This window comes from Lacinutrix algicola (assembly GCF_001418085.1).
Classification (GTDB): Bacteria; Bacteroidota; Bacteroidia; order Flavobacteriales; family Flavobacteriaceae; genus Lacinutrix; species Lacinutrix algicola.
In genome coordinates this window covers 182378-204763 of sequence record NZ_LIQH01000038.1, presented here as the reverse complement: position 1 = coordinate 204763, position 22386 = coordinate 182378, and the positions used below count along the sequence as shown (strand labels likewise).

Annotated in this window: 27 protein-coding genes; 20 read left to right on the top strand and 7 right to left on the bottom strand. The window is 30.4% G+C overall.

The features are described from left to right. Genes traM through ASC41_RS10770 form a run of 3 tightly spaced genes read left to right on the top strand, consistent with a single transcriptional unit; the run spans position 1 to position 2133 of the window. Positions 1-930 carry a conjugative transposon protein TraM gene (gene traM / locus ASC41_RS10780; RefSeq protein WP_055436650.1) on the top strand — a complete coding sequence of 310 codons (930 nt, stop codon included), beginning with the start codon at positions 1-3 and terminating at the stop codon, positions 928-930. Continuing rightward, the gene (locus tag ASC41_RS10775) at positions 927-1757 is read left to right on the top strand and encodes a DUF4138 domain-containing protein (protein WP_055436649.1); all 831 of its coding nucleotides are present in this window, start codon (positions 927-929) and stop codon (positions 1755-1757) included. The genes traM and ASC41_RS10775 overlap by 4 nt, the downstream gene beginning before the upstream one ends. 31 nt (positions 1758-1788) lie before the next feature. After that, positions 1789-2133, top strand: coding sequence for a DUF4878 domain-containing protein (locus tag ASC41_RS10770; RefSeq protein ID WP_055436648.1), 345 nt, complete (start codon positions 1789-1791; stop codon positions 2131-2133). Between the two features lie 122 nt (positions 2134-2255). Here the strand turns inward: ASC41_RS10770 and ASC41_RS10765 are convergent, their stop codons facing one another. The 7 genes from ASC41_RS10765 to ASC41_RS10735 all read right to left on the bottom strand — a co-directional run bounded on the left by ASC41_RS10765 (position 2256) and on the right by ASC41_RS10735 (position 7956). After that, the gene (locus ASC41_RS10765) at positions 2256-3710 is read right to left on the bottom strand and encodes a type IV secretory system conjugative DNA transfer family protein (RefSeq protein ID WP_420835926.1); all 1455 of its coding nucleotides are present in this window, start codon (positions 3708-3710) and stop codon (positions 2256-2258) included. Positions 3711-3852: 142 nt separating this feature from the next. Further along, positions 3853-4881, bottom strand: a complete 1029-nt coding sequence (gene mobB / locus ASC41_RS10760) for a MobB family relaxase (RefSeq protein ID WP_055436646.1) — start codon at positions 4879-4881, stop codon at positions 3853-3855. A gap of 11 nt (positions 4882-4892) precedes the next feature. Continuing rightward, the gene (locus ASC41_RS10755) at positions 4893-5291 is read right to left on the bottom strand and encodes a BfmA/BtgA family mobilization protein (RefSeq protein ID WP_193786897.1); all 399 of its coding nucleotides are present in this window, start codon (positions 5289-5291) and stop codon (positions 4893-4895) included. A gap of 389 nt (positions 5292-5680) precedes the next feature. Then, positions 5681-5878: a hypothetical protein gene (locus ASC41_RS10750; RefSeq protein WP_055436645.1), complete on the bottom strand. Its 198-nt coding sequence runs from the start codon at positions 5876-5878 to the stop codon at positions 5681-5683. Positions 5879-5889: 11 nt separating this feature from the next. Further along, positions 5890-6270 (bottom strand): DUF6876 family protein, encoded by a 381-nt coding sequence (locus ASC41_RS10745; RefSeq protein WP_055436644.1) that lies wholly within the window; start codon positions 6268-6270, stop codon positions 5890-5892. A 78-nt stretch (positions 6271-6348) separates the two neighbouring features. Beyond that, positions 6349-6702, bottom strand: coding sequence for a single-stranded DNA-binding protein (locus ASC41_RS10740; protein WP_055436643.1), 354 nt, complete (start codon positions 6700-6702; stop codon positions 6349-6351). Between the two features lie 876 nt (positions 6703-7578). Further along, positions 7579-7956: a hypothetical protein gene (locus ASC41_RS10735; protein WP_055436642.1), complete on the bottom strand. Its 378-nt coding sequence runs from the start codon at positions 7954-7956 to the stop codon at positions 7579-7581. 93 nt (positions 7957-8049) lie between these two features. Between ASC41_RS10735 and xerA the strand changes: the two genes are divergently transcribed. From xerA to ASC41_RS10650, 17 genes are all read left to right on the top strand, one after another. Then, positions 8050-9180: a site-specific tyrosine recombinase/integron integrase gene (xerA, locus tag ASC41_RS10730; protein WP_055436641.1), complete on the top strand. Its 1131-nt coding sequence runs from the start codon at positions 8050-8052 to the stop codon at positions 9178-9180. 118 nt (positions 9181-9298) lie between these two features. After that, complete coding sequence (locus ASC41_RS10725) at positions 9299-9652, top strand: hypothetical protein (protein ID WP_055436640.1); 354 nt, start codon at positions 9299-9301, stop codon at positions 9650-9652. 5 nt (positions 9653-9657) lie between these two features. Continuing rightward, a complete protein-coding gene (locus ASC41_RS10720) occupies positions 9658-9858 on the top strand; it encodes a hypothetical protein (protein WP_055436639.1) in 201 nt (66 codons plus the stop codon). Between the two features lie 162 nt (positions 9859-10020). After that, positions 10021-10788: a hypothetical protein gene (locus ASC41_RS10715; protein WP_055436638.1), complete on the top strand. Its 768-nt coding sequence runs from the start codon at positions 10021-10023 to the stop codon at positions 10786-10788. Between the two features lie 164 nt (positions 10789-10952). Further along, positions 10953-11660 (top strand): hypothetical protein, encoded by a 708-nt coding sequence (locus ASC41_RS10710; RefSeq protein ID WP_055436637.1) that lies wholly within the window; start codon positions 10953-10955, stop codon positions 11658-11660. A gap of 199 nt (positions 11661-11859) precedes the next feature. Next, positions 11860-12654, top strand: coding sequence for a hypothetical protein (locus tag ASC41_RS10705; RefSeq protein ID WP_152971458.1), 795 nt, complete (start codon positions 11860-11862; stop codon positions 12652-12654). A gap of 149 nt (positions 12655-12803) precedes the next feature. Then, the gene (locus tag ASC41_RS10700; protein ID WP_055436635.1) at positions 12804-13379 is read left to right on the top strand and encodes a hypothetical protein; all 576 of its coding nucleotides are present in this window, start codon (positions 12804-12806) and stop codon (positions 13377-13379) included. A gap of 141 nt (positions 13380-13520) precedes the next feature. Further along, on the top strand, positions 13521-14378 hold the full coding sequence (locus tag ASC41_RS10695; protein ID WP_055436634.1) for a hypothetical protein: 858 nt from the start codon (positions 13521-13523) through the stop codon (positions 14376-14378). A 222-nt stretch (positions 14379-14600) separates the two neighbouring features. Continuing rightward, positions 14601-15176, top strand: coding sequence for a hypothetical protein (locus tag ASC41_RS10690; RefSeq protein ID WP_055436633.1), 576 nt, complete (start codon positions 14601-14603; stop codon positions 15174-15176). Positions 15177-15316: 140 nt separating this feature from the next. Beyond that, positions 15317-16114, top strand: a complete 798-nt coding sequence (locus tag ASC41_RS10685) for an SH3 domain-containing protein (RefSeq protein WP_055436632.1) — start codon at positions 15317-15319, stop codon at positions 16112-16114. Positions 16115-16325: 211 nt separating this feature from the next. Continuing rightward, a complete protein-coding gene (locus ASC41_RS10680; protein ID WP_241489655.1) occupies positions 16326-16661 on the top strand; it encodes a hypothetical protein in 336 nt (111 codons plus the stop codon). Then, positions 16661-17245, top strand: coding sequence for a hypothetical protein (locus tag ASC41_RS10675; RefSeq protein ID WP_055436630.1), 585 nt, complete (start codon positions 16661-16663; stop codon positions 17243-17245). Before ASC41_RS10680 ends, ASC41_RS10675 begins: the two co-directional genes overlap by 1 nt. A 225-nt stretch (positions 17246-17470) precedes the next feature. After that, a complete protein-coding gene (locus ASC41_RS10670; RefSeq protein ID WP_055436629.1) occupies positions 17471-17809 on the top strand; it encodes a helix-turn-helix domain-containing protein in 339 nt (112 codons plus the stop codon). Position 17810: 1 nt separating this feature from the next. Further along, positions 17811-18848, top strand: coding sequence for a DNA cytosine methyltransferase (locus ASC41_RS10665; protein WP_055436628.1), 1038 nt, complete (start codon positions 17811-17813; stop codon positions 18846-18848). After that, the gene (locus tag ASC41_RS10660) at positions 18845-20281 is read left to right on the top strand and encodes a protein NO VEIN domain-containing protein (RefSeq protein WP_055436627.1); all 1437 of its coding nucleotides are present in this window, start codon (positions 18845-18847) and stop codon (positions 20279-20281) included. The genes ASC41_RS10665 and ASC41_RS10660 overlap by 4 nt, the downstream gene beginning before the upstream one ends. Beyond that, positions 20251-21309 (top strand): DNA cytosine methyltransferase, encoded by a 1059-nt coding sequence (locus ASC41_RS10655; protein WP_055436626.1) that lies wholly within the window; start codon positions 20251-20253, stop codon positions 21307-21309. Before ASC41_RS10660 ends, ASC41_RS10655 begins: the two co-directional genes overlap by 31 nt. A 218-nt stretch (positions 21310-21527) precedes the next feature. After that, positions 21528-22250 carry a hypothetical protein gene (locus tag ASC41_RS10650; protein WP_055436625.1) on the top strand — a complete coding sequence of 241 codons (723 nt, stop codon included), beginning with the start codon at positions 21528-21530 and terminating at the stop codon, positions 22248-22250. Positions 22251-22386 lie beyond the last annotated feature (136 nt).

Sequence of the window (22386 nt, the reverse complement as noted above, 5' to 3'; positions counted from 1 at the left end):
ATGAAAATTAAAAAAAACAAACTCGTATTTGCTACTGTACTTGGTGTAGTGGTCATTTTCATTATCTCATACAGTATACTCATACTAGGCGGAGACGATACCGAAGCCGATAACCTAAAGCAGACATTAGTGCCAGAACTACAACAGGAACAAGAGGATTATTCCTCGAAGCTCGATGCTATTAATGACTTAAAAGAAGTACGCGAAACCAATGCACCTAGTATCTATGATGAGAAACTATTGGACTCTCTAGGCTTCTATGATATTGACAACCTTACAAAAGAGAAAAAACGCATTGTAGATAGCATCTATAAAAACGGCAAAATTGATTACTCACAAAACACCTATCGTAATCCTAAATCATTTGTAAAAAAGAAGTCCTTAAAACCTAAGATTGACTCACTACTACCCGTACAAAGTTCAGAAATCACTGCAAAAGAAATGGGTTTAGAGCATCAATTGTTTTTTGCTGCAAACCCGAAAATCAATCCTAATAATGAGTCCTTAAAAACAGATGCAATAATTCAAGTTGCTGTAGATGGAAATCAAACAGTCAAAGCAAATTATCGTTTACGAATGCGTTTAACAAAAGATGCACTTATAAATAATCGAGTCATTGCTAAGAATACTTTGGTTTTCGGTTTTATAAGTTTTCAAGCCAATAGAGCCACTATTGATATTGAGAACATTATGCATCAAACTATAAGTCTAAAAGCTTATGATCTGCAGGATGGTAGCGAAGGTATCTACATAGAAAACAGCTTTAGAGCAGAAGCCAAACGTGAGGTTGTTGAAGACCTTGTAGATGACGTAAATATTACAGGAGTTCCACAAGTAGGTGGGATTCAAAAAATATTTCAACGTAGTAATCGTAGCGTAAAAGTGACAGTAGTAAACAATTATAAATTAATTTTAAAACCAGAGTTATGAAATCTTATCTATTAATTACAATGTTAGTCTTTGTTTCCGTTTTCTCTGAAGCTCAAGAAAAAGAAATCTTAGATACCATATATGCTAATGATCAAAAGAATGTAGCTTTATTTTTTTCAAACCCAATTCGTCAAGGCGTTACTGGTGCAGACCACTTTATATTCACGTATAATAGAGAGAAAGAACAATACTTTGGATTACTACAAGCGCAACCTGGAAAAGAAAGTAATTTACTGATAATCAACAATAATGGTTCGGTTTTTTCGTATATTGTAAGATATAAGGAAGCGCTTTCTAAGCTAAATTATTTTATTCCTTTGTCTAACGCTATTGGTAACGAAAAACCAATTAAAGATAAACTAACTACAACCAAAACAGAAGAATGGAGCTTTAACGCATCTCTCTATTATGAGCGATTCTGTTCGTATCTCGTTAAGAGAAAACAAAATATAGGAAGACTCAAAAATAGAAACGATGGTATTGTATTAACTGTTGAGAATATTGTTTTTGATAAAGAGGAACTGTACTTCGTTATTCAAATAGAAAACAGATCTTCCTTAGACTATGATGTAAACTTTTTGAACCTCTCTATTGATACACGTAAAAAAGGAAAAAAGAAGTCGTTACAAAGTTTGTATCAAGAACCGGTTTATAAACACATGCTTCCAACAAAAATTAGTAAGAAGCAAACAGTGCGATTAGTTTACGTAGTACCAAAATTCTCAATAAGCAATGAACGCTCAGTAGTACTAGAACTGAATGAAAATAATGGAGAACGAAACGTGAAGTTAAAAATCTCTAACGATTATATAAATAATCCAAATTAGTAATACTATGAAAAATACAATCCTAATTTTAATGCTGCTAGCCTTAGTCGCCTGCAGTCAGACCCAATTATCCCACACAGATACTGCTAAAGTTGTTGTGGAAAGTTTTTATAGTAAAGATGATGCTAAGTTAAAAAAGCACACTACCACAGACAGCTATGCTTCCTTTATGTCTATTCAAAATATTGTTACATCTATTGAACCAGAAACTAAAATATCAAAATTCAAAGTTTTGAATGAAACGATAGATGGCGATATTGCTTGGGTAAAATTCACAACTACGTATCAAAAGAAACCAGAAACATTTAAATTGACAAAGTCAGATGGAGCTTGGAAAGTGATGCGGAAAGAGGTTCGAGAGAAAGCACCTTTTTAGTTTACAGTTTATCTTCATAAAAAAGAGATAATATAAATTTTTAATAATTTAATTGAATCTGAAATGAGAAAACTCACTTTCACTTAACTTTTCATTCTCATAAAACTGTGGGAGAAATAAAATTAATCTTCAAACATCTGACTAATCTCCCGATAAATCCGCTCAAAATTGGCTTCCAAATCTGCCTCAGTAAAAGACTGCTTTCTATTCGGCAATCGCCTCTCAATATTAGGCAATTTAAACTGTACTTTCTTATCCTCACCATCTGCAAACGTGACAAACTCACCTTGCTTTAATCTAAAAAAAACATCGGCTCTAATTTTGGCAACCTCACGTTCTCCAGTAGTAATTCGTGTATCAAAATTCAGATTATAACCTCTATTCACACTTGTAGTTTCATTCTTGACAATTTCAAAAAAACGTTCATAATATTTCGCAGTATCTGGGTCATTCACTTTACCAAAAAATTGATAGGATAGGTTACTTAATATTGCTTTACTTGCTTTATCTCCATACATCATATCATTCTGTATTTTGTCTTGCATAACATAAATAGTTGCAATATCATAACTCCTCAGTGTAGCAGGAATACGATGCATATTTAGCAAGCGTATAGTAGGTGCTTCTTCCATTAATAAAAAAGAATGCTGTGTATTTCGCACGCTCATTTGTTTTGTAATTGTATGAATTATTGTTGCTATAATTGGAGAATAAGCAGTCTCATATTTAGGATTATTGACTACTGAAATTATAGACGGTTGCTCCTGGCTATTAATATCTAAAGAGACATCGTCTGCCGAGAGTACCATAAAAATACGTTGTGTACTTATTTTTTTTAACGCATTTGCCAGCGTACTCTTCACTCCTGCTGTTTGCCTATCTGAATCTTTACCACTAATAAAAGCATCTGCCATAGCTCTGCTAGTTGTATTTGTACTTAAAAAAGTAATAAGACTGTCTGTGTCCAGAAACTGATAAATAGCGATAAGATGTGGTAATGTGCAGTACTTAGGATAATCAGAACGCAGTTTCCAAATTAATGCACCTATTAAACCTTCAGCCGCATCATTAAAAAACTTGCTTGCTCCTGTAGTTCCAGATTCCTTTTGCTCTAAAAGATTTTCAATTAATACTCTTGCAACTTCATTTACACTTTCTTCATTTTGCATATATCTTGGTGCAATTGGATTCACACGATCATAAATATCATCAAAGGAAATTACTCTAAAATCGATAGCATTCTTTTCGAATAAAGGGTATGCCATTTCGGTAATTTCAAAACGTTTATAATCGTGTATAACTCCACAGAATTGATACTTACTAAAATGCGACAAGAAATTAAAAACCACACTCTCCGTTTTTCCACTTCCTGCAGAACCAATTACAGATGCACCGCGTTTAATATTATCGACTTTAAAGCGTCCTCGTTGCACTTTAAAATGCACTTGATATCTATTGTTAGTATCTAGCGTTTCGTTCTCCTTGTGTAGAAAAACATACAGTATCGTATTGATTAAAAGTAATGGGCAGCCTATGTATAATATCTGTTCAACCCATTGCTTTAAATATGTATTCATTTTTAGAAGTGTGACTAAACAAATGCTAATTAAGATAAAATTTATAGCAAAAGCATATCGAGTCATTTTGAATAGACTTGAAAACACCAAGCCCATTCCAAATAATAATCCTATTACAAAAGTAATTTCTTGTAGCTCCATTTTATATTCCTATTGAACCTGATTTAATGGCTATATCAACACCACGTTTTAAATAGCGTATGGTCTTTAATGCGAGTTGTACTTGACTGGTTGGTATGCTCATCATAGGCACTCCCGCTTTTCCTAAAATTTTAAAAGCGATTGCTTTCTCACTCGCAGGTAAACCAAGCAAGACAGAGAAATACAGTTTTGGATTTTTGATAAAATCCTTTTTCGATTTATAAGATTCTGCATAGTTGCGTTTGTATTTAAAAGTGGAATCAAAAGTCTTTTCCGCTTTCGCGAAAAACGAATCTCTATCGAACCCACGCTTTACCAATTTTCCATTCATCATTACCTCTGAAGCTTTGTACTTACTTCCTGGAGAAAGACTCACAGAATTAGACATATCCTTTCTGCTTACGATGATATGTATGTGACTTTGATTGCCTGCTTTTTGCATGCCTTGCACAATACGTTTTCCATTTTGTTGGTGTGGCGCTTGTGCTTCTAGTTTTGAAATTCTAGCCTTTAGTTGTTTTATGTTTCCTTCGAGATTTCCTTGTTCCACTTTTCGGACTTCATTTTTTAATTCAAGGATCTTGGTCGCAAAAGGTTGATTTTCTCTCACCTGCTTATCTGTTCCCTTATAGGTTCTTTGGTGTTCTATTTTAGCATAGTATTTAATATCATCTACAGTTATAGGTTTACCATTAATTTCTCGGTTAAAAGAAGCTGCATAATCCTTCATTATTGCTCTAGTATATTGCTTTAATTCTTGTCTGTTATTTTGTAATTGTCTCAATTCGTATTTGCTAGGACTCACAGTTATGGAATAAAATTTTGGTTCTCCTTTTTTAAGCTTTGCTGTATTTTCGTCAATTTCTATTACAACTTCTGTCGCATTAATCTCATCACCATATTGATTAAAAAAGTGTTCTATTTCTCCTTGTTCTAAACTTTCATTTTCTTTCTCTAGATAATCTACAAAATCTCCTGAGCTTTGCGAATAATTACTTCCTAGTTTTTGCGCTGTAATGGTGATATACATTTCTATAATTTTTATAATTCGTTATCTGTTTCTCGCTTTTCTCGAAAACGTACTGGATTCTTTTGCTCTGGTGTTTTCTTCTCTAAAATCAATTTCTTTATTGGTGGTTCAATCTCCTTAAAAAGAGATTGCATCATGGCTACAGTCGGTTTAGTTTGGTTCTTTTCTATGTCTTTCATTATGGCAATAACACCATTGATTCGTTTCTTAATTAAAGCCTCTAGCGTCTGCATTTTTGGACCTATGGATTCGTGTGGTGAAATTCCATTTTCTTCAAAAAAAGCAATCATAACTAATAACGTCATAGATTTCGACAGTGACATTTTTCTACAAAATCCATTGAATTTTTTAGCTACCGAAGTTTTAATACTTAAGCTATCAAATCGTTCTTTTTCATATCCTTTATCCATTTTTCCTTGAAAAATTTATTGTTTTTATTGGGCTGACAGCATTTTTCCGTGAAAAACGATGCTTAAATTTCAAAAACCAAAACAATAAATCGCTGTTAAGCATTAATTTTACTAGTGTTTTTGATAAAATAAAAACTGAAACATCGCGTCAGCGTGTTACCCTCTTGCTATTCCTTTTCGTCCAGCGCGCTGGACAAAAAAAATACCATTCCATCCAAAAATGTAATGGCTTTTTTACCGTTAATAATTGTAATTCGATTTTTTAAGAGTTTAATTATAGAAGTTTAAAAGTATCTTTAAAGAATAACTCATTTTGTTGCAGAATATAAAATGAGAGTGTAAAAAAAGACCTCTAAAAAATTAAAGGTCCTGAGGTTAATAAGTGTTGTTTAAATACTAAATACAAAGTCGTAAGAATATAGATTTCTTATTGCTTCTTCTTCCAAAAGAGTATCATATTCTAAATGATGTTCTTCTGCATATCGCTTCAAATCATTTCCAAATTTATGTTCAACATCTTTTTTGGAAACCGAAACCAAACGTTGTTGTGTTTCGTTATCGAGGTTTGTGTAATTGAGATATACCATAACCAAAAAAGTTAATATTCACTCGGAAGCATTAGCGTATTATTCACAAAAAATAAACGCAATTCATCCAATGGAAAATCGGTTACATTATAACGATGTGTTTCAAAAATTTTATCGTTTCCATCGCTATATTTAATGATGGCTTCACATTGCTTTTCAAACTGTTCTTTTTCAGAAAGTCGCTTAAAATCTACCGTTATAAATTCACTTCTATTCAATAGACTTTTTGCAATTACAGATGCATCTGTAATTAACCAAAAGCATTGTGCTTCGTTTGCTAAATATTTTAATCCGTCTGTAAACCGAGTTCCAATTAATGGAATTTTAAAGAACATTTCTGTACCGCAAAAATGTTGTAAATCGGCTTTAATTTTATTACCTTTATCATTCATTGTTTTTCTATTTAATACGATTAATAATGAAAAAAGAGAGCGCACTTTTCGACAGGAACGCTCTCTTTTAATTTTTAGTTATTCTGTAGCGTTATCGCCTTTAATTCCTAAAAGCAAGATTTCATCTACGACTACTTCTGTAACGTATCTTTTTTCTCCCTCTTTGGTTTCATACGAGCGTGAGGTCAATTTTCCCTCTAACGCAACTTCTTTTCCTTTGCCTACATATTTTTCAACGATTTCGGCAATCTTTCCCCAAGCCACAATATTGTGCCATTGGGTGTTTGTCACTTTTTCGCCATTAGAATCTTTGTAAGACTCATTGGTAGCGATTGAAAATTTCGCAACTTTCTTTCCACTTTCAAGGTTTGTGATTTCTGGCTCGTTTCCTACGTTGCCAATTAACTGTACTTTGTTTCTTAGAGTACTCATAATTAAAAAATTTAAAGATTAATATTTACCTATTTGAACTATTCAAAAAGGCTTTGAAATTGATTTACTTATTATATCCCGAGCGTTTTCCTTATTTTGTTTTTTTAACTTTTGTTCCGCTTCCTTTTTATTGATTTTGTAAGATTTCATAAGATTCATTTTAGATTTACTTCCCATAGAGCCACCGCTGTTACCTTTTTTTGTTGCTTAGTGCTTTCGATATTCAGCTTTGTTTAGACATATAAAAAGTGCGAGGTACGAGCCTGGTTATGTTGTCGTTCAAAGCTGAATGTTGTTGTTTTGCCGTCAAAAAAAGGGTATATCAGTTGTGGCTTAGGATGTGAACCTAAATTCTTTGTGAAATACAGAATCATAGGAAGTGGAACAAAACGCAAATAAATTTTTATTCCTATTAAGCGGACTTGATTCACGCTTTTTACTTGGAATAGAGTGTTCCTTTCCAGAGCAGCGGAAAGGGTTAACGAAATGGAAAGTCAAAAGGTTGGATAATGTCCAAGACCTTTGCTAAAGAAGCTCTTTTTCTGGAATGTAGTTTTTACGAAATGGAAGGAAATGTGCTGATTGGCTTTATTGTCAACTTTATAATAATCCAGCAATAATCTTATATGAATTATGAATAGTGGCTATTTATAGTGTAGACATACTTTCTTTCTGTTGGTTAAACCTTTTATCTACTAAAACTTTTTGTTCTTTCCCAAAATCCAGAATGGAAATAGTGAAATTAACACAATAAATTATCAAGTAAATTTCGTTAATAAAGATACCGAAGATTCTTTACCCAAGGGTTTTAAATTTTAATAGAACTATACGAATTATTTAAATTAACAATTAGCTTTAATATAAAACTCAGTAATTTTAAGACATATAATCTTGCCAAATGACTAACAGGTATTTCTCTTTATTATTTTCGTTTAATTTAAAAAAGCCGAATTCGTAAACAAATAAATAAACCTCACCTCTTTTATTTTTCCAATAGTGAGTGAAAAAATTAGGATTAAATCCTCTTTTATTTAAAACTTCAGTTCGCACTGTTACCTTGCCACCTTTATTATATTCTTTGAGAATTTTACGGTTAAGTTTTAATTGGTTGTCCACTTTATTATAAAAACGTTCAGGCTCCTTTTTTGCTCGTTGATATTGATAGGCGCTTTTACATTGTGAATCACAAAATTTTTTATCAGTCCTACCTGTTAATTCACTATCACATTGTAAGCAAGTTTTATTAAATCTCATATCCCTGATGTTAAACGCATATTATACGTATCCTATTCGTATAAGATACACTTAAATCATTTACATCCATTACTTTGCATGAAATAGCAATTTATGGAAAAAGGTAGAAACGTGACTTTAAAGCATCTTTTAATTAGAAACGAGCGGTATATCGGTCTTCAATTCAATACCGATAAAGTTATTCATGCTCTTGTTAAACAATTACCTGATGTAAAATGGAGCAATGAATTTAATATGGCTTACATTTTAAATTCTAAAGAAAACCTTGATACAGTTTTCAAAACCCTTAGTGGTGTAGTTTGGGTAAATTGCAATTATTTTTTTGATAAAAAACCGATAAATAAAAATAGTGAACCAATTGATATCACTTGGTTTAGAAAAAGGATCGTGCCAGAAAATTTCCGCCTTTGTCCTACTCAATATTTAGACAAACTAGAATTAAAAAAATACGCAAACAATACTGTAAAAGCATATATTCTTGCCTTTGAAGCATTCATAAACTATTATCACTCAAAGAAACTTATTGAAATAAATGAAAATGATATTAGAAATTATATACTGAAACTAATTCAAGAAAATAAATCTGACTCTTACATCAATATAGCCATAAATAGTATAAAATTTTATTATGAATCTGTCCTAGGTATGCCAAACAGATTTTATCAGATAGAAAGACCTAGAAAAGAAAAGAAATTACCAAAGGTTATCTCAAAGGATGATGTTCTGAAAATTATAGCAAACACCAATAATTTGAAACATAAATGCATTGTTAGTCTTCTCTATTCCTCAGGAATTCGAAGAAACGAGTTAGTTAATTTAAAATTATCTGATATTGAAAGTAAAAGAATGCTCATTCGTATTGAAGCTGCGAAAGGTAAAAAAGATCGCTACACTATACTTTCATATACCTTATTAACAGATTTACGAAACTATTACAAACAATGGAAACCAAGTTTTTATGTTTTTGAAGGAATGAATGGAGGAAAATATTCTGGACAAAGCGTTGGGAAAGTAGTAACTAATGCTGCAAAAAAAGCTAAAATACAAACTACTGTAACACCGCACATGTTAAGACACAGTTTTGCAACTCATCTTTTCGAAGGAGGTACCGATATAAGACAAATTCAGGTATTATTAGGTCACAGCTCAACCAAAACAACAGAAATTTACACACACGTTGCTATGACTACTTTTAAACAAATCAAGAATCCACTAGATAGTTAGCAACATAAAAGATATATACAACATATGTTATATATATCTTATATTTGAGTGTAAAAGAACATATGTTCTATATACAATTGTTGCCAACAAGTTAAACGAAGAACTAAAAATTGAAAATATGAGTAAAGATGAATATACTAAATCTATGAGATATGAAATGCTCGTTAGAAACGCATATAACTGTCAAAGAGGAATGAGAAATGGAGCTGACTTGTGCTTTATGCAGAATGCAATGACAATGGAACGTGGTGAAACTTTTGCGAAACATTTAGGTTCATTTGAAAAACAATTTGAAAAAGTAAAAACTTATATTTCAAAAGCACTTTTGAAAGCTTCAAAAACGAAACCATTTTCAAACGAATCTGATTTTTTTGCAAGTTTAAATAGTGAGCTTGAAAATTTAAGTACAACTGCTGAATTAATGAATATTGTAAATTTAGGACTTGATAAAATAGTAGATTTAAAAAAATAATTATTATGGGAAAATATAAAATTGGAGACATAAGTGTCGGAGATGAAGTTTACTTTAAATTAGATTATCAACCAAATTACGATTTATATTGGACAGTAATATCAATAGATGACCCAAGATTGTATATTGAAATTGATGAAATGGGACAAAATGACCGAATTTCAATCCATATAAATGATGTTTACAGTCATATTAAAAAAACATAGGAAAGAAAAACCAGTTGGCAACACCGTGTATAATTTATTGCTGGTAATCGCTTACTTACGAAAGTCCTTTGGGACTTTCTTGGTTAGTGTTTTATTTACTAAATTTACTACTTAACCACGCAACAAACCATACACAACAACGTTATAGCCAATTAAAGAAAAATGAACGAAACTATCGAAAATTCAATTCCAAAAGGAAAAATATTTAAGGACAAAACTTTTTGGGTTGGAACATTTTTAGGAGGTCCTTTAGTCGCAGGATATTTACTTTCTGAAAACTTCAAAACAATTGGTCAGCCTGAAAAAGTAAAGCCAACTTGGATAATTACAATTATTGTGACAATTATAATTTTTGGTGGAATTTTTTTAATACCTGAAAATATAAATATTCCTAATCAAATTATACCAATTGTATATTCTGCAATTGCTTATGGTTTATTTAAAAAATACCAAGAAGTTGAATCTAATGAACATATAAGTTCAGGTGGTTTAATACATAGTTGGTGGAGAGTAATTGGAATTTCAATAATCGGACTATTAATTACAATATTACCGATTTTCGCCATTGCTTATACTTCAGACACAATTGAACAAGCAAATATCTCAACAAAAACTTACGGATTGAATGTTAAACACGAAATCGCTTTTAATGAAGAAAATATATCTGAAAAGGAAATTGATAGGATTGCCGAGGGTTTTAGAGAAACTGGATTTTTTGACTTATCAGTAGCCAAATATGTTTACGCAGAAAAAAATGAGAATAAGTACGAAATATCAATTTCTGTAATTGAAGGAATGGCAAATGATAATAGCCAACTTCAACCTTTCATTGATTTGAGAACTCAAATGGATGAATATTTCCCGAATAACATTGTTGAATTTAAACTTACTGTGGATTATTTAGACAATGTAGTTAAAGTTTTGAAATAGAAAAACTGGCTATAACACCGTGTATAATTAATTGCTGGTTTTAGCCAATTTACGAAAGTCCTCGCGGACTTTCTATCTGTGATTTATTTACTAACTTTAGTGCTTAAAACACGCAACTAATCATACACAACAACGTTAGCGCCAAGTAAAAAATAAATCCAGCAATGAAATACTGCATACTGATACTTTTTTTGTTTTTTACTGTTAGTTTACAAAGTCAAATCTCTGACAAAAAGTTTAAATTTTATTCAGATTCTCTAAATTTTGCACAGGCAAAAAAAAAGGCTAATGAAGATTTGAAAAAAGGAATTTATAGAGCTTACCTCTTTAGACAAGGAAAAGGTTATTCTAAAACATTCCAAAAAATATTAGAAAAAGATTTTGGAATTATAGTTCTTCTTTTTCAATCTTGTTTAAAGAATAATGAACCTAGCTTTATTGATTACTATAACAATATTTCAATTCCAATAATTATGGAAAAATTTGGGGACAATATTTTTGAAAAAACAAGATTAAAAGCCGAAAAATTAGACAAATTGGGAAAAGGAGAAAGAAATTCTAATTATCCAAATGGTCATAGAGAATTAATGAAATTTATTTATTGTCAACTAGACAATGAAATCCTGAAAAAGCACAAATCAAAAAAGGACTACCCTACTCCAACAGTAACCCTATATATTTCTAAAGAGGGAAAGGCTTATAACCAGAAAATTGAATTTTGTAAAGATGAAAACGTCATTAAGGAAATAAAAAGAATAGTAAAACTAATACCTACATTTGAATATGCTACAAAAAATGGTAAACCTGTAGAATCCGTAACATATTTCCCTATTCACTTCCATAAAAAATGGAAAATAAAAACCTGTCGCTAACAACACCTATAATTAATACGGGTTTTAGTGTTTAATCCAAAAGTTAGTGTATATTTACTAAGTCCGCCAAATCATTTTGATTTGTCTTTTGACAGAAAAAATAAAAACAAACAAAATGCTTTGGCTAAGTGCTAAATTGAAAGTCCCTGACTTTCTATTCCCGCACTAACCATAGCTAAACGTTACCTACAATTAAAAAATGAAGAAAACACTATCATTATTAACTTTCATTTTAGTTTTTAACTATTCTTTTTCACAAAAAACTGAATTAGTTAAGGAATGGATAATGATGGATACTTTATTCATTTCTCAAGTAACTAGAGCTCATAACATTTCAACTGACAAATTATTAGAAGTCTTGGATGTAACTAATGAAAACCGAGATAACTTGGGTTTTAATTACGAATTAAAAGAAGCCAGTAATGGAAAAGGATATATGTCCTTTTGGTACAAAATATTATACTATAAAAATCAAGTTATAGCATACGAATTAACAGCTGGTATTCCGAATAAATCAAAAAAAGTAAAGAATTTATATAAAGAAAAATTATCTCATTTATTCGAAATAAGTGATGAATTTAAAATAACACCGTTAACATTTGGAAAGAAAAGAGCATCTGAACCAATTATATTTCAAGATTTAAAATCTACTAAAGAACTTGAAATTGCAATGAATCCATTTACAGGAGTTATATATGGAAATTACTGTGGATATGGAAGCTCATTATTGACAAATAGAGAAGCTTTTGACAAAATAATAAATCCTTCAAATTGTGAATTTTTGATGTATAGTAAAAACCCTGCAACAAGAATTATGGCAATTGAATATTTCTACTGTAATATATCAGATTTTAACTCAATAAAAATTAATGAGATTGAAAAAAGAATAGAAGAGATTAAAAAATATTCACCTCTGACTAAAACTTGTGGAGGATGTATAATTGGAAGAGATAGAACAAAGAGTATAATAAATAAATTAAAAAACTGTAGGTAACACCGTATAAACTTTATTGCTGGTAATCGCTCACTTGGGAAATTCCTTCGGAATTTCGCCGTTCGTGTTTTATTTAGTAAATTCACTGCTTAAACAACGCAACAAAGCTTATACATCAACGTTCTACGCAATTTGACCAAACCAAGAAAATGATAGTAAAATATAAAAATTCCGTAATTGAAATAACAAATGAATCTGATTTGGATTTAGCGGAATATGGTCAGAAATTTAAAATACAATATCCAGCCGATTTAGGACAAAAATTGGAATATCAAGCTTCATCAAAACACGGAATTCGAATAACAGAAAACGGAATTGAAAAGTGTAGCGCATTATTATTGGAATCTGGAGGAGCAACTGGAATTTCTAAAAATTCGTTTTTAATTAAAAATGACCGACTTTATATTTGCTGTTCTGACCAAATATATTCTCTGAATTTAACGGATTTATCAGCTAATTGGAAAAATCAATATGACGTTGCAACTTGTTTCGGAATTTATGAATTTGACGATGACTTTATTGTACACGGAGAAATTCAAATAAGCCGAATTGATAAAAATGGAGAAACTAAATGGAATTTTAGTGCGAGAGATATTTTTGTAAATCCAGACGGAAAAACGGAATTTAAAATTGTCGAAAACAGAATTGAATTGATAGATTGGGAAGGTTATAAATATGAACTGAATGCTGAAGGAAAAATATTATCGGAAATAAAAACTGCGTAGAACACCGTGTATAATTAATTGCTGGTTTTAGCTCACTTGGGAAATTCCTTCGGAATTTCGCCGTTCGTGCTTTATTTAGTAAATTCACTGTTTAAACAACGCAACTAATCATACACAACAACGTTACCACACATTTGAAAAATGAACAAATATTTAATAATCATATTATCTCTTTTTGTAGTTAGTTGCTCTAATAAAAAATCAGATACAAAAGAGTTAACTACTCAGAAAATAGACACATTGAAATATTCCTCTAAAGGGTTTAATAGTGGATTTTATCTTTTACTACTTAGTAATAACAAGTTTGAATTTGTCGATTATGTTTATGGTTGTACTGGTGGAGGACGAAATAAAAAAGTAATAGGCAAATATGAAATTGATAATACTAATTTGACATTAATACCTGAAAAAGTTAAACTTAGAATCGAGCCTTTTGAATTTGATGGTGAAATACAAAATATAGAAACCAATTACGGAGCAGATTCTTTAAAAATTAAAACCAAATATGATTTATTAAGTTGGAGTAATTACAAATATTTATTATCAGAAGAATTTTCAATAATCGGAGAAGAACAAATAAATGATTATCACAGGTTTTCCAAAAACTACAATTCAGGATATGAACCAAAAAATAGTGGACAATATTTAAAAATGGTATCTAAAGAAATAGACACAGTTGTAAAAGAATTAAATTTAAGCAGTTTACCTCTCAAATGGAGAGATTTATTCCTATCTGAACCAATTATAAGTCAAGTAAATAGAATAACTATAACGACTTCCAAAAGAGATAATGAATTAAAAATATGGGAAATAGAAATTAATAAAGGTAGTAAAGATAATGTTCAGAAAGGAATGGATTTTATTGATGAATCTGCGGATTTTTCAGTAAAAATTGATTCTATTGGAGAAAAAAACAGTTTTGGATTAGCTTATGTCTATGATTTTGAAGATGGTATTAGCATAAAAAAAGGAAGTCAGTTAAGAACTAAATGGAAATAAAAAACGTGTGGTAACAATGTATATAAAAAATAGGGCTTTTGTGCTAACTTCAAAGTTATGTCTTTATTTACAAAGTCCGCTAAATATAAAATTTGGCTTTTAAACGAAAATTAAAAACAAAATATTTATATTTAGCTAAGTTATAAACCGAAAGTAAGTGCTTATTAACTGCCCTACTTTTCATATACTAAACGTTCTACGCAATTTGACCAAACCAACAAAATGAAAGTAAAATATAAAAATTCCGTAATTGAAATAACTAATGAATCTGATTTGGATTCAACGGAATTTGGTCAGAGATTTGAGAAACAATATCCAGCCGATTTAGGAATTGAATTGGAATATCAACCTTCCTCAAAACACGGAATTAGAATAACACAAAACGGAATTGAAAAGTGTAGCGCATTATTATTGGGAGCTGGAGGAGCAACTGGAATTTCTGAAAATTCATTTCTAATCAAAAATGACCGAATTTATATTTGCTGTTCTGACCAAATTTACTCTCTGAATTTAACGGATTTATCTGCTAATTGGAGAAATCAATATGACATCGCAACTTGTTTCGGAATTTATGAATTTGACGAGGATTTTATTGTTCACGGAGAAATTCAAATAAGTCGAATTGATAAAAATGGAGAAACTAAATGGAATTTTAGTGCGAGAGATATTTTTGTAAATCCAGACGGAAAAACGGAATTTAAAATTGTCGAAAACAGAATTGAATTAATAGATTGGGAAGGTAATAAATATGAACTGAATGCTGAAGGAAAAATATTAACGGAAATAAAAACTGCGTAGAACACCGTGTATAATTAATTGCTGGTTTTAGCTCACTTGGGAAATTCCTTCGGAATTTCGCCGTTCGTGCTTTATTTAGTAAATTCACTGCTTGAAACACGCAACTAATCATACACAACAACGTTGGCAAACATTAAAGAATGAAAAAATTAACATTATTATTTCTTTTAATAACAAGCTTTTCTTTTAGTCAAGAAATAAAATATCATAATCCGAATTTTGACTTTAAAAGCGGAGAACATTATTATTTATTTGGAAATGATGTCAAATTCAGGAAACTTCCAAATTTAACATCTGAAGTGATTGATTTACTTAAAATTGGAACAGAAATACTAATACTTGAAAAAACTGAAAACAAGTTAAATTATAACGGAATTGAATCACCTTTTTATAAAGTTAAATACAATAATAAAGTTGGTTATTTACTTGGTGGATTAATTTCGTTAGAAAAAAAGGAATTTAAAAACTCAAAATACTTTTTTACTTATAAAAAAATAGAAGATAATTACTCAATTATCATACGTCATTTGAATGAAAAATCTGAACTAACCGAAAATATTTCTATTTTAGAAACTTATGAATTTTCAATTGACATTTTTGATAATAAAGGAATTGATAATTTAGAGAATATTTTGTTTGTGAATTATTTATCAGAAGCTTGTGGAATCGATGGTGGAGGAATTTACTTCTTCAAAACAGAGTCTGAGTTGAAAAAAGTCTTGGAAATATCTCAAGTTTCAGATGCTGGAATTTATTGGTTAGAAGAAAAATTAATTTTCCCTAAAGATAAAGATGGAATAAAAGGAAAAATAGTTTATCAAAAGGAAATCGGAAATTATGAAGATGAAGAAACTAATTGGATAGAAATCAAGAAAACGAGTAGAGAATTAGAATGGAAAAATAATGATTTATTTCCAAAGTTAGAAAAGGAAAAATAAAAAACGATTTGCCAACACCGTATAAACTTTATTGCTGGTTTTAGCTCACTTGGGAAATTCCTCCGGAATTTCGCCGTTCGTGTTTTATTTACTAAATTCACTGCTTAAACAACGCAACAAAGCTTATACAACAACGTTGTGTGTAATTTAAGAAATGAGACAAACGATAACCAAAAGTGACAAAAATTTAAGAATTCTGAACAAGTTAATTGTGAACGGATTCTATAATGGATATGTCGGAACTGAAAAGTTTGAATTAATGCGAAATCGTTTCCCAAACAATCACAGACTAATCGGAACTGTGAATGACACAGGAAATTACGATTTGAAATTTGTCTTTAAGTCACCAATGAATATTTTAGCGAAAGTTTTACTCGTACTCGGAATTCTGATTTCAATAATTTCGCTGATTAAAGGGAATTGGATTTTGCCGATTGTGTTTATTATTTTCGGAGTGATTATGTTTGCCGATTTTAAGCTAAAAGAAAAAAAAGAAATAAACCTTTTTACGGATAAACTATTGGAATTCCATAAAACTGATAATTAATGCAGAGAACAGAAATTATAGATGAAAATCAACTTTTTGAACTGATTGAACACATTCTTTCTGACTCAAAAACTGAACTTTATGAATCTTACTCTGAAATGGAAAAAGAATTAGTTCGGATAAACAATTACTCTGAATTTAAAGACTATTTCCATCACTCGATTTCTGAAAACAAAAAACAATTTGGATTTGGAATTTATCTTCCTGAAAGTAAAGGCAAGTTCTCAATAACGAAATTAAAACTCGACCCAAAATATTGCGAAGGAAAAACATACCGAAATCGAATTGATGGTTGGGGAATAATATTCGTGCATCTAAATTTACTAAATAATGAAAAAGAAATTGAATGCCGAATTTCTGTGAACTCTAAAAAAAGAACTGAAAACTGGAAAAACACAAATCCTGAATTTGGAAATCCTGAATTGTGGGAATGGAAAATAATTGAAAGTAACGCAAGGAAAATAATAAAACAATTAAAAAACTACACACAACACCGTATAAACTTTATTGCTGGTTTTAGCTCACTTGGGAAATTCCTCCGGAATTTCGCCGTTCGTGTTTTATTTACTAAATTCACTGCTTAAACAACACAACAAAGCTTATACAACAACGTTACCTGCAAGCTAAAAGCCAACGCGCAGTCAAGCACATTTTATTTTTATCGTACCTCAAAAAATAAAAAGAGCTTGCCTTTTTCCACCGCTCATTCAAAATAAAATAACCTAAATAAATTCTTATAATTAAAAATATTATCATAAATTTGGACAATTATTGTCCTGAAAATATTATCAAGAAAAAAAGACAACAAAATGAATACTAAGCAGTCATTTGGAGAATACATACGAAAATTGAGAGAAGGACAGAATCTTCCAATACGTAAAGTTGCATCAAAACTTGACATTGACCCTTCTACTCTAGGAAAGATTGAACGTGGAGAAAGAAGTGCTAATAAGGAAATGATACCAATACTTGCAACCTTATTTGGAATTGAGGAAAAAAATTTAGGTCTAATTCTTTTTAGCGATAAAGTAGCATATCAAATTATTGGAGAAGAAAACACCAACGAAATCTTAAAAGTTGCTGAAAAAAAAATTCAGTATTTAAAAAATCTAAACCTTAAACAAGGGAAAATAAATTTTAAAAATTAGAATGAAAGAAAAACATACAGTTATTGACCTTTTTTGCGGATGTGGTGGACTTTCTTCTGGTTTTAATAAAGCAGATTACGACATTACACTTGGTATAGACTATTGGAAAGACGCAATATCAACTTTTAATCACAATCACGACAAACCTGTTGGAATTGTTGCTGACTTATTTAAAGAAACTCCAAAAACTATAAGTGAAAAAACAGGAGTACTGAAAGCAGATGTTATTATTGGCGGTCCTCCTTGTCAAGGGTTTTCTATAGCTGGTAAAAGAGTAATAGATGACGAGAGGAATCAACTATATAAATCTTTTGTTTCATTTGTTGAATTTTACAAACCAAAAGTATTTTTAATGGAAAACGTTCCAAACATAATTTCAATGGGAGGAGGAATAGTTAAAGACACAATAATTGAAGATTTTGAGCAACTAGGATATAATGTAGTATATAAGATTTTATTGGCTTCTGACTATGGTGTTCCACAAAATAGAAGAAGAGCCTTTTTTGTTGGAACAAAAAATAATACAGATTTTATTTTCCCAAAACCGACATTTGAAAAACATATTGTTTCACAAGAAGCTATTTCCGATTTACCTGAACAATCTTTGGTTGACGGAACTAAATACCCTATGAAACCAAAATCTGATTATCAAAAGTTTGTTAGAAATGATTCAAAAGGAATTCACAATCACGAAATTACAAATCACAAAGAACAAACTGTTGAAATAATTGCAATGGTTCCTGATGGCGGTAATTACAAAAGTTTACCAAAAGAACTACACAAAACCAGAAAAGTAAATATTGCTTGGACAAGACTTAACAGTCAGAAACCAAGTTTTACAATTGATACAGGTCACAGACATCACTTTCATTATAAATTCAATAGAGTTCCAACAGTTAGAGAAAGTGCAAGAATTCAATCTTTTCCTGACAATTTCATTTTTCAATGTAGTAAGACAAGTCAATATAAGCAAGTTGGAAACGCAGTTCCTCCTGTTTTAGCTAAAGTATTAGCAGAATCAATTAAAAATTATTTATGAGTAATGTAAAAACATATCAAATTCCTGATGAATATTTTTTTAGACTTCATCACGTAAGACCACGCTTTAAAAATGATGTTGAGGAAGTATTACTTTATGTTTCGACTTCTATTTCTGAAATGGAAACTTTGCCAAAAAAAGAGTTCAGGAAAGAGTTAAACCAAGTTTTATTTGGATTTAAGAAAAATGCTTCTTCTGCTCAAAAAACGATTGATAATTGGAGAACAGAAATTTCTGCACTATTCGCTTTTATTCAGGAAAAAGACAAATTAACAAAACCAAGTTTAAGTGCTATACGATTATCAAATAATCAATATTTAGATGAATTTTTTAACTATTTTTTATATTCATTTCAATACCCAGGTGGTCATATAAAATCTCAAAATGTAATTAAACAAATTGAGGCTAAAGTAAAATTTAAACCTTGTAATTTCATTTTACAACTTTTAATAGAAGGTGAAAAACTAATAGGTAAACCATTTAGTTTTACAGCAGAAGAATTAACGCAATGTGCATATTTTGATTTACGAGTTACAAGAGATGGTAAACATCCAAAAGAAGTTGCTAAAACAATTATTAAAAATAGAACAGAAAAAGTAGCTTATAATCATAAATACGAACAACTAAAGAACCCAAAAACTAAAAAATACCAAGGGCGACAAGACGTATATAGATATGCTGGAGATATTTTAGATTATATGGTTTTAGCAAATCTACTAAACGACAAAGGAACAGGATATTATTATTATCTAAATGATGAAAATAAAGACACAATTGATTATCATTTAAGTAATTCAAATTGGTATTCAGGATATGATAAGTTCTATAATAAAAAAGAAATTACAAATCCAGAAGTAGCTAAATTAGAACAAGATTGGTTTTCTTATGTAAATAGCTTTGATAAAATTGAAGCTTTTGCACCTACATTAAGTGCTTCTGAATCAGAAAGTATTTCCAGCATAATTCAAGAATATTATTCTCGTATTAAAGGGGACAGAAAAGTTCCTACAAAAATTATTGGAGATTATGGAGAAAGTTTAATACTCGCCCACGAATATTTAAGAACAAAAGAAACAAAACGACAACACTTAATAAATAAAATCCCTACTCCATTAGGAGTTGGTTATGATATTCAAAGTGTTGAAATCGAAAAAAGAAAAAGATATATTGAAGTTAAAACAACAAAATCACGTAAGGCTTTAAAAAATAATAGATTTAAATTAACACCCAACGAATGGGATACAGCAGACACGATAGGCGATAATTATTTTATTTACTATTTAGTTGCAAATGATGGAGGAAAGAATGTTTTTATAATTCAAAACCCAGTTGAACAGTATAACCAAGGGAATATTAAAGTAGACAAAAATTTAGTCGTAGAATTTTCACAAAAAGCAGGACAATGGCAAACATTACTAGAAATACAAAACTAAAAGCTATATCTTTATTTAGTGGTTGTGGTGGTATGGATTTAGGTATTCAAGGAAATTTTAAATTTCTCAATAAAACCTATAAATCTTTGCCTTTTGAAGTTGTTTATGCTTTAGATAACGACCCATACGCTACAAAAATATACAATGACAACTTTAAGCATCAATGCGAAACTAAAGATGTCCGAGATATGGAAATTGAAAAGCTGCCAGAGCACGACATTCTTTTAGGCGGTTTCCCTTGCCAGTCTTTTTCTATTAGTGCCCAAAACCCTCCTAGACTTGGCTTTAAAGATGATAGAGGGAAATTGTTTTTTGAAATGGTAAAAGTATTAAAAGAAAAACAGCCAAGGTTTTTTATTGCAGAGAATGTTAAAGGTTTACTTTCTGCAAATAAGAAAAAAGCTTTCCCAATGATTCTAAAAGAATTTGAAAAAGCAGGCTATTATGTTAAGCATCAATTATTCAATTCATCCGAATATGGAATACCGCAAAAGCGAGAACGTGTATTTATAATTGGATTTAAAAACTACGAAGATTTTTCTTATTTTAAATTCCCTTTACCTACAACTTTAAATGGTTCTAAAGTTAAGTTAAAAGAAGTTATTGATTTAAAAGCTAACAAAGATGATAAATGGTTCTTTAGTGAAAGAGCTGTACAAGGAATGATGAGAGTTAGAGAGAAAATGAATAAAGGACGTGACCAAGATCCGGAAAAGCCCTGTAACACAATTAGTTCACACCTTGCAAAAGTTAGTTTAAATAGTACCGACCCAGTATTGAAAATAGATGGAAGATACAGAAGGTTTACTCCTAGAGAAGCTTCAAATATACAATCATTTCCTGAAAATTTTGTTTTAGATTCTGTTTCGGATAATCGAAAATATAGAGCAATTGGAAACGCTGTACCACCAGTTTTAATGTGGCACATTTCTAATTCATTAAATGAGTTATTGAAACTTAATACTAATGCTAAAAAAGCCAACGCTAAAAGCCATACACATTTGCAATTCGCTTCAGCCACCACATAAACCAAAAATTGCAAAAGAGTATGTCTTTGCCAACGCTAGCAAGTTTGTGGGAAGAAAAGCCAGACAGGTAACACCGTATATAATTTATTGCTGGCTTCTCGCCTACTTACGAAAGTCCTCGCGGACTTTCTTGGTCGGTAATTATTAACTAAATTAGTTGCTTGAAACACGCAACAAACCATATACAACAACGTTAGCTGTAATTTGAACAAATCTTTATGGTAGAAAAAAAAGACATCGAAAAATTAATTATTCAGAACAAAAAAAGTACTCTGAAAAATCATTGGAACGATGCGTTTTTTTACAACACAACAAAATACAGCGGAGAAATAAAACCGAATGAACTTCTGATTTGGAGGTCTGCACATTTTTTAAGAGGAGCATATCCAATATTTCACATTTCGTTTGACCAAAATGGAAAACTGAACGGAATTAAAAAAGAGAAAAATCCGTATCACAAACTTCTGAATAAAATATCAATCGGATTTTTTAGTGTACTTGCTTTGGTTTTGTTATTTACGACTGAATTTAAGACTGCCATTATTGGGATAATCGGAATTTCTGTAATTGGAACTTTATTGCATTTAGTAATGTCAAAAGCAAAAAAGTACGAAACAAACATTTTGACTGACGAACTGAAAGAGGCCATAGAAAATATAGAACGTGAAAATAATCCTGAACTTATAAACAAACCGAAAACGGAATTAAAGAAAGAAAAGGTTAAAGAATGGACGTTTACAAAGATTTTGACAAGGCTTATCCTCTATCCATTCTGTTTATTTATCCTTTATTTATTTATTCAAATGATTTTAAATCCTGACCCAAATCACTTAAGACAAAGACCATTAGGAATTATAGGTATCATAATTGTTGGAGGATATTTAATAGTTGACATAACAATTATTGTGAAAAATTTAATGAAAAATAAAAACTACAGCTAACACCGTGTATAATTAATTGCTTTGGCAAGTGCTTATTTGGAAAATTCCTTCGGAATTTTCTCGGGTTCGTATTTGTTTACTAAATTAGTTGCTTAACCACGCAACTAACCATACACAAACACGTTGTGTGTAATTT